13 protein-coding genes are annotated in these 15,492 nt (G+C 49.4%); 4 read left to right on the plus strand and 9 right to left on the minus strand.

The window, feature by feature from the left end:
* Positions 1–2 precede the first annotated feature (2 nt).
* The 3 genes from CHH60_RS06680 to CHH60_RS06690 are packed head-to-tail and all read left to right on the plus strand — an operon-like array spanning position 3 to position 3,880.
* Positions 3–842, plus strand: a complete 840-nt coding sequence (locus CHH60_RS06680) for a carbohydrate ABC transporter permease (protein ID WP_095287782.1) — start codon at positions 3–5, stop codon at positions 840–842.
* Positions 843–884: 42 nt separating this feature from the next.
* Positions 885–2,201: an ABC transporter substrate-binding protein gene (locus CHH60_RS06685; RefSeq protein ID WP_095358482.1), complete on the plus strand. Its 1,317-nt coding sequence runs from the start codon at positions 885–887 to the stop codon at positions 2,199–2,201.
* Between the two features lie 32 nt (positions 2,202–2,233).
* Entirely contained in the window at positions 2,234–3,880 is a 1,647-nt protein-coding gene (locus tag CHH60_RS06690; protein ID WP_095358483.1) for an MGH1-like glycoside hydrolase domain-containing protein, read from the plus strand.
* 125 nt (positions 3,881–4,005) lie between these two features.
* On the opposite strand, the gene CHH60_RS06695 is transcribed toward CHH60_RS06690, so the two are convergent.
* Positions 4,006–4,350 (minus strand): hypothetical protein, encoded by a 345-nt coding sequence (locus CHH60_RS06695; protein ID WP_095358484.1) that lies wholly within the window; start codon positions 4,348–4,350, stop codon positions 4,006–4,008.
* Positions 4,351–4,471: 121 nt separating this feature from the next.
* Here CHH60_RS06695 and CHH60_RS06700 point away from each other — a divergent pair, with 121 nt between their 5' ends.
* Positions 4,472–4,879 carry a hypothetical protein gene (locus tag CHH60_RS06700; protein WP_095358485.1) on the plus strand — a complete coding sequence of 136 codons (408 nt, stop codon included), beginning with the start codon at positions 4,472–4,474 and terminating at the stop codon, positions 4,877–4,879.
* 186 nt (positions 4,880–5,065) lie between these two features.
* Here the strand turns inward: CHH60_RS06700 and CHH60_RS06705 are convergent, their stop codons facing one another.
* From CHH60_RS06705 to CHH60_RS06740, 8 genes are all read right to left on the minus strand, one after another.
* Positions 5,066–8,239: a bifunctional cytochrome P450/NADPH--P450 reductase gene (locus tag CHH60_RS06705; protein ID WP_095358486.1), complete on the minus strand. Its 3,174-nt coding sequence runs from the start codon at positions 8,237–8,239 to the stop codon at positions 5,066–5,068.
* 364 nt (positions 8,240–8,603) lie between these two features.
* Positions 8,604–9,161 carry a glutathione peroxidase gene (locus CHH60_RS06710; protein ID WP_095358487.1) on the minus strand — a complete coding sequence of 186 codons (558 nt, stop codon included), beginning with the start codon at positions 9,159–9,161 and terminating at the stop codon, positions 8,604–8,606.
* A gap of 239 nt (positions 9,162–9,400) precedes the next feature.
* Positions 9,401–10,126, minus strand: a complete 726-nt coding sequence (locus CHH60_RS06715) for a LutC/YkgG family protein (RefSeq protein WP_095358488.1) — start codon at positions 10,124–10,126, stop codon at positions 9,401–9,403.
* On the minus strand, positions 10,116–11,633 hold the full coding sequence (locus tag CHH60_RS06720) for a LutB/LldF family L-lactate oxidation iron-sulfur protein (RefSeq protein ID WP_095358489.1): 1,518 nt from the start codon (positions 11,631–11,633) through the stop codon (positions 10,116–10,118). The genes CHH60_RS06715 and CHH60_RS06720 overlap by 11 nt, the downstream gene beginning before the upstream one ends.
* The gene (locus tag CHH60_RS06725; protein WP_095358490.1) at positions 11,630–12,358 is read right to left on the minus strand and encodes a (Fe-S)-binding protein; all 729 of its coding nucleotides are present in this window, start codon (positions 12,356–12,358) and stop codon (positions 11,630–11,632) included. Before CHH60_RS06725 ends, CHH60_RS06720 begins: the two co-directional genes overlap by 4 nt.
* 90 nt (positions 12,359–12,448) lie before the next feature.
* Positions 12,449–13,210, minus strand: a complete 762-nt coding sequence (locus CHH60_RS06730; RefSeq protein WP_095358491.1) for a DeoR/GlpR family DNA-binding transcription regulator — start codon at positions 13,208–13,210, stop codon at positions 12,449–12,451.
* Positions 13,211–13,212: 2 nt separating this feature from the next.
* Positions 13,213–14,706 carry a rhamnulokinase gene (locus tag CHH60_RS06735; protein ID WP_095358492.1) on the minus strand — a complete coding sequence of 498 codons (1,494 nt, stop codon included), beginning with the start codon at positions 14,704–14,706 and terminating at the stop codon, positions 13,213–13,215.
* A 203-nt stretch (positions 14,707–14,909) separates the two neighbouring features.
* The gene (locus CHH60_RS06740) at positions 14,910–15,425 is read right to left on the minus strand and encodes a DUF2500 domain-containing protein (RefSeq protein ID WP_255247848.1); all 516 of its coding nucleotides are present in this window, start codon (positions 15,423–15,425) and stop codon (positions 14,910–14,912) included.
* Positions 15,426–15,492 lie beyond the last annotated feature (67 nt).

A 15,492-nucleotide genomic window follows, 5' to 3' on the forward strand; every position in this document is an offset into this window, starting at 1 on the left:
ATATGCCGTTCAAACGAAAACTGATTCAGACCGGAAGACACACGGTTATCATCCTTCTCGGTCTGCTGATGCTGTACCCGGTGTTATGGCTGATCTTCAGTTCGTTCAAACCTAACCAACTAATCTTTACGAACAGCAGTCTGATTCCGACCAGCTTCACACTGGATCATTACGTGAATGGCTGGAAAGGATTACAGGGCGTTTCCTTCGGCCGATTCTTCGGCAATTCGGCACTCATCTCGGTCATGAGCGTACTGGGAAATGTGATCTCCTGTTCGCTTGCTGCCTATGCTTTTTCCAGACTCCGCTTCAAGTTAAAAACGCTGTGGTTCAGCATCATGCTGGTCACGATTATGCTGCCTTACCATGTAACACTTGTACCTCAATATATTCTGTATAACGAGCTGCAGTGGATCAATACGTATTTCCCGCTTATTTTGCCGAAGTGGCTGGCACAGGACTCCTTCTTCATTCTGCTAATGGTACAATTTATCCGCGGCATTCCGCGGGAACTCGACGAGAGCGCAACGATTGACGGGTGCGGACAATCCCAGATTTTTTTCCGAATCGTGGTGCCTCTCCTTGTTCCTGCATTGATCACAACGGCAATCTTCACCTTTATCTGGAGCTGGGATGATTTCTTCAGCCAGATGATTTACCTAAGCAAGATCGATCTGTTCACCGTACAGCTGGGCATCCGTTCCCTGTTTGATCCATCAGGACAATCCGATTGGGGAGCATTGCTTGCCATGTCCACGTTATCCCTGCTGCCTGTAACGATCATCTTTCTGGTATTTCAGCGCTATTTTCTGGAAGGCATTGCTACTACAGGTCTGAAGTAAGTTCTATTTTCGCAATCACCATATTCGTTAGGAGGATGAACAATGTTTAAGCGACTCATGATGGGAATGGCCGCCTCACTCCTGCTATTTGCAACCGCCTGCTCGGGTACGGATCATACGGGTGCTGGCGGTAATACGGATCAAGGTAACGAATCAAACGGCCAGGTCGAATTGCGCATGATGTGGTGGGGTGATCAGAAACGGGCAGATATTACAAACGAAGCTCTTCAAGTCTTTCAGGAAAAACATCCGGACATCAAAATTGTAGGTGAATTCGCTCCTTCCTCCGGATATTTTGACAAATTGAATACACAGCTGGCATCAGGGACGGCACCCGATGTATTCTTCCTGGGTGGCAATGTGGTTGATTATGCCAAAAAGGATGTCTTGCTCAACCTCGATCCATATGTCGGAAATGAACTGAATCTGGACGGCATGGATCCCACCATGGTGGAATACGGTCGTCTTGACGGGAAGCTTCAGCATATTTCAGCAGGCGCCAACGCACGCGGAATTGTAATCAACAAGGCATTGTTCGAAAAAGCTGGCATTCCTCTGCCTGAGACGGACTGGACCTGGGAAGATTATGCGGCAATCAGCAAGGAGCTCTCTGACAAGCTCGGCGATGGCATATTTGGAACGTATAACTTTACGGTGGACGGTATGGATATCTACCTGAAGCAGCGTGGCAAACAGCTGTATGACATGACCAACGGTACATTGGGTTTTGCACAAGAGGACATTCTCGAGTGGTTTCAATACTGGGAAAAGGCATCGGCCGACGGTGGTGTAGTCACACCTGAATTGCAGGTATCCAATCCGCATGATGACACGAGCAAATCGCTGCTGATTACAGGCAAAGCGGCCATGACCTTGCTTCCTTCCAACCAGCTCGCTGCATTCCAGAGCCTGACGGAGGATCCGCTCATTCTGCATCCGGTTCCGCGCGGACCCAAGGGTACAGGTGTTGTATTTGAATCCAGTCAGGGATTGTCCGGTTATGCGAATACCAAACACCCCAAAGAAGTAGCCATGCTGATGGACTTCTGGATCAATGATCCGGATGCAGCCCGAATTCTTGGCAATGACCGCGGCGTCCCGGTTACGGAAACCAATCGTAATCTTCTTCAGGAAGAAGCCGGGGCCGTTGAAGAACTCGTTTATGACTATACCAATTTTGTATCTGAAGCCACTAAAACGGAGCCTTTTGACGTGAGTTATAACCCTCCTGGATTTGCGGAATTCTCCAAGCTGGCTCAGACGACAACCCAGGAAATCGGATTTGGACGCAAAAGTGTGGAGGAGGCCGTTTCAAGCTTCTACAGCGGTACGCTCCGGATATTCGAATCCAACCAATAACAATAACCACCACATCCTATTAGGAGGCGAACATGGCAGAAGCACTATTGAACCGGCTGCGCCAGATGTCCATTCAAGACTATGTGCAGACGGGCAAACCCGAGGATGAGGAAATCTTGAAGGAGTGGCAGGATTCGGGTGTACGTTTTGCCGCTTCGGGCGGAGGTCTGGAACAGGCTTATTATGCAGCAATAGAGAAGCTGCTGGCCTGTATCGTCCCCATGAGCAGCGGAGATCCTGTTCTTCAGGAAGGAGGCATCTATCTCGGCTGCTGGCTGGAGAGCACGGGCACGATTAACGCAGAACTGCTCTCCCGCCTGCTTCCTTCCGTTTCCCGAGCCACCTATCTAAGCTTTGCAGCTCATCAACGGGAGGATGGGTTACTGCCTTACAAACTGACAGAGAATGGCCCCTCTTTCCGCCAGATTCAATTGGTTACTCCGCTTGCACGAAGTGTATGGAATCACTATCAACTTCACGGTAAAGATCGGAGTTTCCTGAGTACAATGTATACAGCCATGACACGTTATGACGAATGGGTTACGCAGCACAGGGATACCCAAGGAACCGGATGTGTGGAGGCTTTCAGCACATTTGACACCGGACATGATCTATCACCCAGGTTCTGGCATGTGCCCGATACACCATACCAGAATGATCCCGGTGCATACCATCCGGATTCTCCGATATTACCTTTCCTGGCACCGGATTTAACCGCCAATATCTATTGCCAGCGCATGTACCTGTCACGTATGGCAGAGGAGCTTGGCGAATCGGGTCAGGAATGGAAAGCAAAAGCTGAATTCAGTCTGGAGCGACTCTTTCGCTACTGTTATGACGAAGAAGATCAGTTCTTTTATGATCGTGATCGCAATGACAAGCTTGTTCGAGTTCAATCGGATGTCTTGCTGCGTGTCATGGCCTGCGAGGTGGGTGACCAACACTTGTTTGACCGAATATTACGAAGATATCTGCTCAATACAAGCAAGTTTTTTGCCCGATATCCCTTTACGTCCCTAGCCATGGATGATCCCAGATTCGACCCTTCCTCCACCTATAACAGCTGGGGTGGGCCGTCCAATTTCTTAAGCCTCATCCGGGCTCCCCATGCCTTCGAACATCACCATCGCTATGTGGAATTGACATGGGTGCTGAATCCGATCCTGGCTGCGTTATCCAGAGCGAAGCGTTTTGCTCAAACCCTTAGTCCATGGACCGGTGAAGAAGGCTTCACGGAAACCTACTCCCCGGCTATCCTGTGTCTACTTGATTTTGTGGAAAGGTTATGCGGCATTATGCCTGTCGGTTCAGACCAGCTGTGGTTTACCGGACTTCTTCCCCCAGCCATGGACCATGGCGAAGAAGTTGCCGGGAGTACTGCCTACAGCCGAACGGTTGACGGGCAACCGTTTGAACTGGTGAATACCTCAGATCAGATGATGGTCTATCAAAAAGGCAGCATTCATATTCAGGCTCCGTCTGGTATCCGGGTGATCACCGATCGTGAAGGAAGGCTGGAAAGTATCATCGGAATGAGCGTGCGAACGATTGAGGGCGAGCTTACTTATCAGGGGAAGTCCCTTCCGATTCAAATTAAAGGAAATGAGATGCAGTGCTTCACTGGGGATGGTTTGCAAACCGTCCGGGATATTGGCATGATCTATCCAAGCTACCAATAGTAAAAAGGCGCAAGTGCGGAGAAGTCTCCATGCACCTGCGCCTTTGCTTATCCAAAGCATGTCCATTACCGCGGAGAGGATGTCCATTTCTCCCGGTTTATGATGCTATAGCGAAACAGACTCACTTAAGCTTTTCGCTGCCACGACGGGTGGCGATAAAACTCAATCGTATCAATGAAACTTACGTTGTATTCCTGCTCTACTTCCGACAAATTGAACAGTTTGCGGTCAATTTCTTTTAATCCCATGACCACGTCATGCCGCAGCAGGTCCATTGCAATTTTGCCTAGAAACCCGCCCTCGTTCTCCTTTTGTCGATTACGAAACTCTTCATTGTATATGAATTCGGGGGTAAAGGATGACTCCACAAACGCATTGACGAGTGTTAACTCTTTCCCTTCCTTGTGCACCGCAATATAGTAATTTCCGCGGTCATCCTTGACCAAATCTTTACTCAGTTCCACGTTCATTGGAATCACTCCCTTTATCTCAAATAATGTGCCAATACGATAAAACATGGGCAGGCAATTGCTCACCACCTGACCCGATCCGTTCATATAGTAGGTATAAACGGAGAACGGAGGATGACTTATGAAGTGGCATCATCTCCATACAGGCAAAACGCTGCAACAGCGTCTGGCGGAGCTGCAGGGACATCTGGCCGAGCTCAATACACCGCGGTCAGGACTTGAACCAGGCCGGATCAAACGGGTGTATTCTCGCCATTTTATCAAAGTAAATCGACAACTGTTTATTCCGCTCAGCCTGTTGTCCATCCGTGTGTTTGATACACATCAGACACGCCGGGGTGTTCGAGTAGGCATTCGCACCGTGTTCCCATCCAAAAATGCTTTTCGAAATATCCGGCTGGTTGGCGTGGGACTTGATTATCTGGAGCTGCAGGGAACCGGCAAATTCCCTTCCCGCATCCTGTTTCCCCTGAGTCAGATCGAATCCATCCATCGTCCAACAATCAAGAAGAAAAAGCAGACACGTTAATCCGTGCTGTCCCCTCTAATCCATACGGCCCATATCATTATAACGCAACCTGCATCGATTTGCCTGCTTAGCGCTTCACGGCAAAAACGGTGAGCACAGAATTTCTCTGTGTCTCACCGCGAAGTTCATTAATTGAAGCTTATCCATGTAATGAACACTGTATTCGACTCTACTTGAGTTATCTTATTATAGCCCTGTCCATACATCCTTGGCATAACGGCCTTCCTGCTGTAAGCGTTCGAGCCATGCATCTGCCTCATCTACAGGCTTGCCACTAATGTCAGTGTATGCCTGTTTGAGTGTTGCCTCCACATCAGGAGCCATCTTGCTGCCGTCTCCGCAAATATACAGATGCCCGCCCTGCTCCAGCAGAGGAATCAGTTTTTCGGCGTCATCCCTCATCAGATGCTGAACATAACATTTATCCTGTCCATCGACTCTGGAAAAGGCTGTGTGAAGCTGGACAAGTCCTTCTTGCTGTGCCGCTTCAAGCTCATTTCTATACAAATAATCATGCTCCGGATTGCGGCATCCAAAGTACAGATGGGCTTCGCCCACGTTCTGTCCTTGTTCCTTCAGGACCCGTCTTGCTTGCAGGAATCCACGGAATGGTGCCACTCCCGTTCCTGGACCTACCATGATAACGGGTACTTCTGCATCAGATGGCAATTCAAACCCGGATTCAGGCGTTCGAACGAACATAACCACCTCTTCACCCGGTTTCAAGTTTGCCAGATAATTGGACGCAATACCTTTATACTCCCCTTGTCCGCTCCAAGCCGGCGCTCGAACCACACTGACCGTAATACTGGCCTGCTCTGGCTGTACCCGAGGAGAACTCGAGATGGAATAATATCTCGCTTTGAGTGAAGGCAGCAGTTCGAGGAAGCGTTCGAACGGCATTTCGCACGCCTCATACTTGACGAGATAATCCAGCATCGATACGCGCTTACCCCGCACTTCTTCCATATATACGGATTCGTCCAGAAGTGCTTCAAGCTCCTTCTTGTGCGGCGGGCATACGGTGTATGCTGCCAGCTCTCTCAGCTGGGCACGTGTTGCTGCCTCCTGCAATTCCACGCTGTGGCTAAGCAAGTCAACCAGATTAACCGGCTGATGCAGTGGCAAGTGCGCAGCGCTTCGACCGGATGCATCCAAAACCAGGTGTTCCGTACCCGTAAAACCATAACGCTTGAGTACACGTTCCACGAGTTCTGGTGGATTTTGCGGGAGAACTCCCAGATGATCGCCTTCCTTGTAAGTCATGCCTTCTGGCAGCTGAATCTCCAGATGACGCGTGCTCCGGAGGCTGCCAGCATCATGAAGTTCCCGATTTTCCAACACGTGAGCCACATGGGCATCGTACGTATCAGCAAGCGGCGTCACCGCATGCCCACTAACAAATTGCACGGACAACGAGCTGCGCTCACTGCCCGAGCTGCTGTTCAGCTTCAATCCCATCGCCTGTGCCAGATCCGGCCACAATTGTTCGCTCCAGTCCTCAACCTGCTTCTCGAAATCTCCGCTAGCATCACTTTCGCCAAGTGGGGACAACCGGGTTGCCCCCTTGGAAGAGAGCTGTTCATCAATCAAACGCGGAATACGCTGATACGTGCTGGCCCAGTTATGATCCCCGCAACCAAGAACTGCAAAGCGTACTCCTTCAAAAGCATTGGCTTCTGCATGCTGAATCCATTCCACAAAATTCTTGGCGTTGCTTGGCGGCTGACCGTTGTAGGATGCACTAACAATAATGACGGCACCTTCCTTCGGCAGGTTGCCTACCCGATTATCCAGTGCCTCTACTTCGCTACGAAAGCCCTGATATCGCGCAGTATCTGCAATCTCACGTGCAATGCCTTCCGCAGTACCCAGGTTGGAACCGTACAGAACAAGCATCGGGGTATGATGGGCATTTGCCGTGTCCAGCTCTTTTCGTTTGACAGTAGGAGCTGGCTCTTCCAACGCTACACCCGGTACAGCCATGACAGGCTGCCCACCACGGGCACGAACACGGATGGTGAAATGGTCCGGCTTAAGCGTCAAGGTCTCTTTCACCTTCAACTGATAATCCGTATGATCAATGAAGTCAAAATGTTTCAAAACCATGCCCAGCACCAGCGTGGCCTCTTGAAGTGCAAATTGCTGCCCAATACAAGCCCTCTGACCGTTACCAAAAGGTTTATATGCATCGTGCGGCACCTTGCTTGGATCCTCAAATCGCTCCGGACGGAACTCTTCCACATCGTCGCCCCAGGCATCGCGGTCACGATGCAGCTTGGGAATGAGCACACTGACGCTGTCCCCTTTTTTCAACGGATACTCTCCGGCGAGCACAGTATCTTCTTTGGCGTAGAGGGAGAACGCCGGAGCTGTTGGCCACAGACGAAGTGCTTCGTTCAGTACCATGCGGATATATTTTAGGCTCCGAACCTGATTGTACGTAGGAACCGGATCCTTCAGAATCTGGTCAGCCTCGGCTTGTGCCTTAGCCAGTTTATCCGGATTTTTCATTAAATAATAAATGGCAAAGGATAATAGTCCGCTCGTTGTCTCATGTCCTGCAATCAAGAACGTAATGATCTGGTAGCGGATATTTTCGTCATCTAGTGTTTCACCCGTCTCCGGGTCCTTACCGCTCAGCATATGGGATAATAGGTCGTCTGCGCCCTCCTGAGGCTGCTCTTTACGCTCGGCGATAATATGATCGACCAGCGCGAACATGGAGCGAATATCCTGCTCAAATTGTTTCTTTTTGCTAATCATCAATTTGTCCTGCAAACGGAGACGCTGCAGCGAACTCATGGATTCATCCAGAGCGCGTACCATGCTTGTAATAAAGGGGTGAGGTTCTTCCCGATAAAAGCTGTTAAACCGGTAATTGAATCCGCATAACCCGATCGTATCCAGCGTTAGACGTGTCATATCATCGGGTACATTTACCGTTTCATCCGGATTCAGCCGCGACCATTTCTGAACAAGCTGCACGGCCAGATCGATCATTTTATTATGATATCCCTGCATGGCACGCTGACTGAAGCTGGGCAGAAGCACATTATGCGCTTTTTTCCAGTTGGGCTCATCCGTCCAGCTTGTAAATAATCCATCTCCAGCAAACGCACGAACTTTCGCAAGCGGTGCCCATACACGCTTATCGAATTTGGATTCATCCGTCACCTCGGCAACCAGCTTATGACCCGAAATGTACAGCTCACTCCGTCCAGGGTATTCCATTCGAAAGATCGGTCCGTATTCCTCAGCAAGCTTAACCAAGGATTGCACCGGTTCATCAAAGTTCAATTGTGGCAAGTTACCCAGTGGTCCAAAGGTTTTGGGCTGGGGTACTGACATTGGCGACATCTTCTTCACTCCTATTCCAACTCATATGGTCGACCCGATCATGAATCATGGCTCTGTTAACTTCAGAATTCAAATAAATAGGTATACCATCATTTTCTACAAGTACTCACATTTGATTCAAATCATGATAAAACATAATAGAACCCACTGACCAAATTGGTATATCGGTCATTTTTGAGTAAAAAAAATGAGGTGCTTCGATATCTTACTTTTACCCTAACATTTCCAGTTCCAATCTTCAACAGTCTCAAAGTCATAGGACCATGGGGTCGCCCCTGCTCATTGTCCTAGGTGGTCTGTAGGCCTGAAACATATTCAGGCCTTCCCCACTCTTGATTTTTTCACGGCAGCTTCACCATGTAAACTAACGTTGCTTCAGCAGTTCCCTGATTTTCGTTTCCATCATCAAAGGTTCAACTGTCGTTTCATAGCGGGCACTAACCTCGCCATCCGCTCGGACTAAAAACTTGGTAAAATTCCACTTGATCCCGTCCCCTTGATACAGTGCAGGGTGGTTTTCCCTTACAAAATGATCCATCCACCGACCTTCTTCCGTTTCAAGATCATATCCCTGGAATGCAGCCTTTTCGACCAGATGACAAAATAGAGGATGAATGGATGTTCCGGTAACCTCAATCTTATCAAACATCGGAAAGGTCACATGAAAATTGCTTTTGCAATATTCGGTGATCTCTGCATTATTACCCGGTTCTTTATGATTGAACTGATTGCAGGGAAACGCCAAAATTTCCAGGCCTTGTTCGCCATACTTGTCATAGAGCTGCTGCAGCTCGGAAAATTGTCTGGAATAGCTGCACTTGCTGGCAGTGTTGACAATGAGCAGGACCTTTCCCTCAAACCTTGATAAATCAGCAATATGTCCATCCTTTGAAGAAACTTGATAAGAATAAATATGTTTCATAGATAGCGCCTCCCATAAGATGTAGACTAAAATAGGTTCTTGACCTAAATTATATCTGCGCTCCTCTTATAGATGAAATATATAAAACATATCAACTTAATAGCTAACATCTATTACACCTCGTGAAAGTATGCAAAAAAAAACAACTGACCTGAGCAGAGAAAGGATCTACTCCAATGGACAGTTGCTGTGCTGGGTTATTAGAAAATTGATAAATTCGGAAGATTCTGACTTTCACTTTACCCCATAATCAGGCCGTATACTACACCCGGACCATGTACGCCAATCGTCAGATCGTTTTCGATATCGGAAGACCGGCTGGGACCAGAAATAAAATGAATACCTGCAGGAAGGTTCTCTCTTCCTACTTCATCAAAGCGATTCAGTGTCTCGCCCAAACGGGTATGCAGGCGTTCTACCGGAATGATTATGATTAATACGGTTGGCAGAAGGCTCACAGCACGTCCTTTCTCCGGTGAAGAGAGTACCGTAACTGAACCTGTGTAAGCAGTCGCATAATCCGCCATGACCACCCCAATATCAGCCTCTGCGGCCCGGGCTTTCCAGTTTTCATCCGGCTTGCTGTTCCATACGGAAATCTGCACTTCCGGCAGCTCTGCTTCAAGCTGCAATTCATCCAGTTCCTGTTCGTTCTGACGAACCACATACTTTGCTCCCAGTTCATTGGCTTTCGTTGTTATAAAGCTGGAGGCTTCCTCCAGATTCTTCACTCGAGCAATGTGAGCACCCACACTCACAAAGTTATCGGTAAATGCCTGTATACGTTTCTCTTCGTCCCATTCCAGTTCATTCCAAAATGACGGCGCACCTCGAAAAGGCTGCGTTGGCGCATGATTTTGGCGGGGTCTTCTTAGCTTGGTAGCAATACCGTTCATGAACTTTTCCTGTTTCTCGCGCGACCGCTTCTCCAATTGGTTCAGCCACTGCTGATGCTCAGTGCTCATGTCTGCCGCCTCCTTGCTCCCGTTCTCGCAAAATGTGCTCCATCCGGTTGCGAACGTTGCTATCCATTTCTTTTGGATCTTGATCCAGCTCCTGACCCAGCTTGCTCCACTGCTGGCGGAATGAACGTTTGGCCAGACTCGGTGCAACTCGGTATGTGTTCCAGCCCTTGAGCGGACCAAGCTTGAGCGAGATTCCTTCATTGCGTACAACAGCCTTCTGGCCAAGCTGGCCCAGACGAATAGCAGCACTGAAACGTTTGGAGCTGGACACCACTGCGGCAAATCCCTTCATGCCGACTCCCTCCAGCTTGTTTCCGTGGCCTTCTTCAACCTTGCGTCTGCGTAAATACACGAGCATATCATGTAAAGGTATTTTGACAGGACAGGCCTCATAACAGGCCCCACACAAACTCGAAGCACTGGCAATGTCGTTCCACTCGTCTATATTTCCATTCAGTGCTGGGGTCAACACCGCGCCAATCGGACCGCTGTAGGTACCACCATAGGCATGACCGCCTATATGACGGTATACAGGACAAGCATTCAGACAGGCTCCGCAGCGTATGCAATTCAGCAGTTCCTGGAACTCAGGATCGCCAAGCTGCAGGGATCTTCCATTATCCACGATAATAATATGCATTTCATCAGGACCATCCCCGTCTGCTGTTCGGCGCGGCCCGGTGATGCCTGACATATACATGGTCAATTTTTGTCCTGTTGCGGAACGCGGCAGCAGCGTAGCCATCACTTCAAGATCGGTCCAGGAAGGAATGATACGCTCCATTCCCATCAAGGTAATTTGTGTCTTCGGTACAGTGGATACCATACGGGCATTGCCTTCATTTTCGAACAGCACCATGGAGCCTGTCTCCGCAATGGCGAAGTTGCAGCCCGTCATACCAATGTCAGCCTCGAGGAATTTTTCGCGCAGCTTTTTGCGTACAAACCCGGCGAGCACGGTTGTATCCGGTTCAAGGGTTTCCCCTGCTTCTTTTGATAATAAATCCGCAATCTGATAACGATTTTTGTGAATCGCCGGAATAACGATATGTGAGGGGGCTTCCCCAGCCAACTGGATGATATATTCACCCAAATCGGTCTCAATGGCTTCAATGCCTGCAGATTCAAGCGCATGGTTCAGATGTACTTCTTCCGACACCATTGATTTGGATTTGACCACGGACGCAGCTTCATTGTGGGCCGCTATATCAAGGGCAATTGCGGCTGCCTCGGCCGATGTATCTGCAAAATGGATATGGATACCGTTAGCACGAGCGTTATTGACGAATTCATTCAGATAATAATCCAGATATGCGATTGTATGCAGTCGAATCTGGCGGCCTCGTTCCCGCCATTCATCCCAGTTTCCGTGTTCCTCCGAAGCGGATTTCTTTCCGTTCCGCAGACGTTCTGTTGTAAACTTGACGGCTTTGCGCAGAAAATCATCATTGAGCGCGAGTTCCGCACGCTTCTTAACAGACACATCCATTACACCAGGCTGACTCATCCTGTTTGCACCCCCTCATACAGTAATTCCGCCAAATGCATGACACGCACCGGTTCATTCCGGTAACGCAGATTGCCTGCGATATTCATGAGACACGCCATATCCAGTCCAACAAGCACCTCGGCTTCGGTCTCTTTGATATGATCCACCTTCTCGGTAACCATGGCGCCAGATATATCGGACATTTTTACAGCAAACGTTCCCCCGAACCCGCAGCAATCCTCTCCATACGGAAGCGGTACAAATTCCAGCCCTTTCACTGCAGACAACAGCGCCATCGGTTCGTCTTTCACCCCGAGCAGCCTGCTGCCATGGCACGATGGATGGTACGTAACCTTGTGAGGGAAATGTGCGCCCAGATCCGTTATCCCGAGCACCTGCACCAGAAATTGCGTAAATTCATAGGCTTTCGCTTCCAGCCGTTTCGCCTTTTCGAGCCACACCGGATCATCCGCGAACAGCTCGGGATAATGATGAATCATATACGTGCAAGACCCCGAAGGACAGACTACAAAATCGCTGTCGTCAAACGCTTCCAGAATCGTTTTGGCTGCCACTCTCGTCTCATCCCAATACCCGCTATTATAAGAAGGCTGACCACAGCAGGTTTGGACAGGTGGAAATTCCAACCGAACGCCGTGAGCGGCAAGCAGTCTGACCATCGCTTCTCCGACACGCGGGTAGATGGCATCGCTGAGGCAGGTAATGAACAAGGAGACCTTCATAAATACACGCTCCCATAATCAATTAGTAATTGATTTATTGTAGTTAACACCAGGTATCAAGCAGAACGAGCTGACCACGTGCCCATATGCTTATACAGTCGTAATTTGGATGTCATAGTCCTTCAATCGTTTCATGAGATCACCATCCTGCTGCTCATTGAGTATGACCGCATGAACCGCATTCAATCCGGTTACCTTGGCGAACGCTCGCACACCAAACTTGCTGGCATCTGCGAGCAAAATAACCTGGTCGGAGATGCCGACCATTTTTTGTTTCAACCTGGCTTGCAGTTCATTGGATTCGCTAATTCCGCCACCATCCAGATGGACCCCCTTGCAGGACAAGAACAGTTTATCAACGTGATACGTTTCCAGTGAACGTTCAGCGAGCGGCCCGACAAACGATAGCGAACGCTGTGCCAACTGGCCCCCGGTAGAAATCACCTCTATTTTGTCCTTGCTGCTAAGTTCAGTCGCTACCTGAATCGAGTTGGTTAACACCGTCAGCGGAATATCCGGCATGTTCGCAGCCATATAACCTGCAGTGGTGCTTGCATCCAGGAGTATTCGATCCCCGGGGCGAATCATGGCAAGGGCTGCCTGAGCAATTCGCTTCTTCTCTTCCGCATGCGTCGTTTCCCTCACGCGATACGGGATCTCCGGCTGATCATCCTTGATGCTCACAGCACCTCCATGGGAGCGTTTTAATCGCCCGGCTTGCTCCAGCCGATCCAGATCGCGGCGAATGGTCTCTTCGGTTACCTTACAGCGATCACTTAGCTCGGACACACGCATGCTTCCGCTTTCATTAACCATCTCGACAATCCGATCATACCGCTCCGCAGCCAGCATGGTTACACCTCACTTCCGGCCTGTGATTTCGATGAGTCCGTTAACCTAAGAAATCTGCCGTATGCCTCTTCCCAAATCGATCTGTCTTTCGGTTCATACTCGGTTACCGGGAAAGAATCACGAATGACCCTGCGAGCCTCCCAAATGTCCTTGAACGCTCCGCTGGCAATCCATTGGACAGCCATGTTACCAATTGCACTGCCTTCTGCCGGCCCTGCCCATACCGGTCTGCCAATAGAGCTTGCCGTCCACTGGCACAGTAATTGATTCTGGATACCTCCACCGACCATGTGCAATCCATTAAAAGACTGACCCGATAATTGTTCCGTCCATTCCAGTACTCTTCTGTATTTCAGCGCAAGACTTTCCAGGATGGATCTGGCAATAGCTCCTTGGTCCGGTGGTTCCTGCTGTCCCGTATCTCGGCAATACTGGCGAATCCGAATCGTCATGTCACCTGCTGGCATAAACAGATCGTCATCAGGGTCAAACAAGCTTGCAAATGGAGGAGCCGCTTCAGCTTGTTTTAATAATTCAGCGTAACTGATCCCCTTCCCCTGACGCTCCCATTCACGCATGCTCTCCTGCAGGATCCAGAGTCCCATAATGTTCTTCAGCATACGGAATGTTCCGCCAGCTCCGCCTTCGTTCGTAAAGTTCAAGGCCAAACTTTCCGGAGTAATGGCAGGATGATCGATCTCCGTTCCCATCAAGGACCAGGTTCCACAGCTCAAGTAAGCAAATGAACGATCCGTTGCCGGGACAGCGACCACTGCTGAACCCGTATCATGCTCGGCTACTGCAATAACAGGAATCGCTGATATCCCCAATTCACCGGATATACTGCTGCGGAGTTGACCGACTCGTGTACCTGGCATCACTGCTTCACCAAACAACTGATCCGAGACCCCGATGTGAGCAAGCAATTCTCCGTCCCACTGCCCGCTCACCGGGTTGTAGAGCTGTGTTGTCGTTGCATTGGTAAACTCATTCACCGCTTCTCCAGTCAAAAAGTACCGAAGCAGGTCCGGAATCATAAGGAAACGATCTGCTGCACCCAGCAGTGGTGAACCGTTCCGCTGCAGGGTTGCGAGCTGGTACAGGGTATTAAAACTTAGAAATTGAATACCTGTTCGCTCGAAGATCCGCTGGGAGGTTAACTCCTTGCGAATCTGTTCCATCATGCCGTTGAACTGTCCATCACGATAATGATAGGGGTTACCAAGCAATTCTCCATTGTGGCCCAGAAGTCCAAAGTCAACTCCCCAGGAGTCGATCCCCAAACTGCCTGGCTGCTCTCCCTGCTGCTTGACCAGGTGCAGACCTTGCAGCACTTCATGATGCAAACGCAGAATGTCCCAGTGCATTCGCTCGCCTGCTTTGACCGGCTCATTCTTGAATCGATGAACTTCGGTGGCCGTTATTCCGCGGTCATCCAGATGACCCAGCAGCGCCCTCCCGCTGCCAGCTCCCAAATCATACGCCAACACGCTCACTGCTCTACACCAACCTTTCTATGCAAATGTTGCATTTTACCTGCGCTTAATTGTTTGTTTGTTTTTGTTTTATACTGTTTAGCTTTATTTTACGAGTATATCACTGATGTAAGCGTTTGAATACCCTGTGTTTTGTTCTTTTCCAACAAAAAAACGACCTGATCCCTTGGATAAGTCGTTCTTCTGGTTCGATTACGTTTGGATTACGTATAAAAACGGCCATTGCTTACGCCGGACTGGGGCTGCACATCTCTCTCGAAATGCTTGAACCTTGTGCCCTGGTATGTCAGCATGCCTTGGTCATTTTCCACCAGCATGCCGTAGTTGCTTCCGCCGACGTTCAGTTCCACACGTTCTCCGTTATCCAGTTGAAATGTTGCATAGTACCAGGTGGAGGCACTGCTGTCCCCGCTCCCTCCGGTAACTTGGGTTCTCTTCGCCACCACGGTGCAGTGCAGCGTGAGCAGTGTTGCTGCATTATTCGAAGACCATGTTCGAACCCCTGAAATAATGGCGTACACAATCACACATGCAATGATGAGAAATATAGCACCAATAAATATGGATCCGAATGCACTCATGGCCCCAAACTCATTAAATCCCGAAAAAAAACCTCCCTGATTCCCCTCAAATCCCGGCACACTATTCATGTCGTCAAATATACCGAAGCCGTCTGTGGTTAATCTGCCCATCGATGAGGATATGTTGGTCGTTGTCATTCATCATCGTTCCTTTCCGGCTCCATAATAAGAATGCACCGTCCCTTGCCAAGGAGACGGTGCACGT

The sequence above is a fragment of the Paenibacillus sp. 7523-1 genome (assembly GCF_002276415.1).
Taxonomy (GTDB): Bacteria; Bacillota; Bacilli; order Paenibacillales; family Paenibacillaceae; genus Paenibacillus; species Paenibacillus illinoisensis_A.

Coding starts and splice junctions, on each gene's coding strand:
- CHH60_RS06680 (WP_095287782.1), top strand. CDS start 3: ATGCCGTTCAAACGAAAACTGATTCAGACCGGAAGACACACGGTTATC.
- CHH60_RS06715 (WP_095358488.1), bottom strand. CDS start 10,126: ATGAGCACTGAGCATCAGCAGTGGCTGAACCAATTGGAGAAGCGGTCG.
- CHH60_RS06705 (WP_095358486.1), bottom strand. CDS start 8,239: ATGTCGCCAATGTCAGTACCCCAGCCCAAAACCTTTGGACCACTGGGT.
- CHH60_RS06690 (WP_095358483.1), top strand. CDS start 2,234: ATGGCAGAAGCACTATTGAACCGGCTGCGCCAGATGTCCATTCAAGAC.
- CHH60_RS06740 (WP_255247848.1), bottom strand. CDS start 15,425: ATGACAACGACCAACATATCCTCATCGATGGGCAGATTAACCACAGAC.
- CHH60_RS06695 (WP_095358484.1), bottom strand. CDS start 4,350: ATGAACGTGGAACTGAGTAAAGATTTGGTCAAGGATGACCGCGGAAAT.
- CHH60_RS06710 (WP_095358487.1), bottom strand. CDS start 9,161: ATGAAACATATTTATTCTTATCAAGTTTCTTCAAAGGATGGACATATT.
- CHH60_RS06685 (WP_095358482.1), top strand. CDS start 885: ATGTTTAAGCGACTCATGATGGGAATGGCCGCCTCACTCCTGCTATTT.
- CHH60_RS06730 (WP_095358491.1), bottom strand. CDS start 13,210: ATGCTGGCTGCGGAGCGGTATGATCGGATTGTCGAGATGGTTAATGAA.
- CHH60_RS06720 (WP_095358489.1), bottom strand. CDS start 11,633: ATGAGTCAGCCTGGTGTAATGGATGTGTCTGTTAAGAAGCGTGCGGAA.
- CHH60_RS06725 (WP_095358490.1), bottom strand. CDS start 12,358: ATGAAGGTCTCCTTGTTCATTACCTGCCTCAGCGATGCCATCTACCCG.
- CHH60_RS06700 (WP_095358485.1), top strand. CDS start 4,472: ATGAAGTGGCATCATCTCCATACAGGCAAAACGCTGCAACAGCGTCTG.